1 protein-coding gene is annotated in these 882 nt (G+C 27.1%); it reads right to left on the bottom strand.

Annotated features, from left to right (window positions below):
- Window positions 1-426: 426 nt before the first annotated feature.
- Window positions 427-882, bottom strand: a 456-nt coding sequence (locus tag H3T96_RS14590) for a hypothetical protein (RefSeq protein WP_222102831.1), incomplete at its 5' end; no start/stop codon positions are given.

Raw genomic sequence — 882 nt, 5'->3', positions numbered from 1 at the left:
TCCTTTATGGCCTTTATATTCAACATTAATTGGAGGATGGGCTATATTATTATATTTAGGAAATCGATATTCTTCTGGAATGCTACCTAATTCAAAATATTCTTCTGAATAAGTATTTTGTATGGTAAAAATTAAACTTAATAACATAAACAGTACTATTTTATATCTCATTGCAACTCCTTATTTGAATGAAACAGAATTAAAAACTTTTGCTTTATTTAGTTTTTCTAACCAACAATTTTATATTCTGTTTTCATCCTTGACCTATTTGTATCGAGATTGAGTGTTGTTATCATCCAATTTTGTTCATGATGATATGCCAACAATGATTTGACTGTGCTATTGAATAAGTTATTACCTAGAAAAGTAATTGCTCCAAATTTCGTTATTCTTTTCTCGGTTAATTTTATTTTCACCATTCAATAGCTAAAATTTATATGAATTATTAAGATATTTTATTAATCCCTCTTTCGTTGAAAATTCACAACGTCTATCGGTTTCAAAATCATCAATACAAGTGATTTTTGATAGGAGTTCATTATCACCTAAAAAAAACAACACCCTTAGTATACCATCATCTTCTATATATAAAGGTAATTCAGTAAAGTTATAACTGTACGATTTGTTTGGTGTTATAGTATCTTTAAGCAACATATAAATATATTTTTTACCTGTTTTTTTATCAGTATATTCAAAAGCGCTTACTAGTTCTTCATCACCATATTGATATGTATAAAGTTCGTACGCTTTATTCAATTCTTTATTATTATTTGTTAAAAAATACACCTCTAAATTACGCTTTCCATCTTCAAAAGTATTACTAAGAAACATCGCTGTTCCTTTATGGCCTTTATATTCAACATTAATTGGAGGATGGGCTAT

This window comes from Gilliamella sp. W8136 (genome assembly GCF_016101285.1).
Lineage (GTDB): Bacteria > Pseudomonadota > Gammaproteobacteria > Enterobacterales > Orbaceae > Gilliamella > Gilliamella apicola_N.
This window is presented reverse-complemented; position numbering and strand designations above follow the sequence as displayed.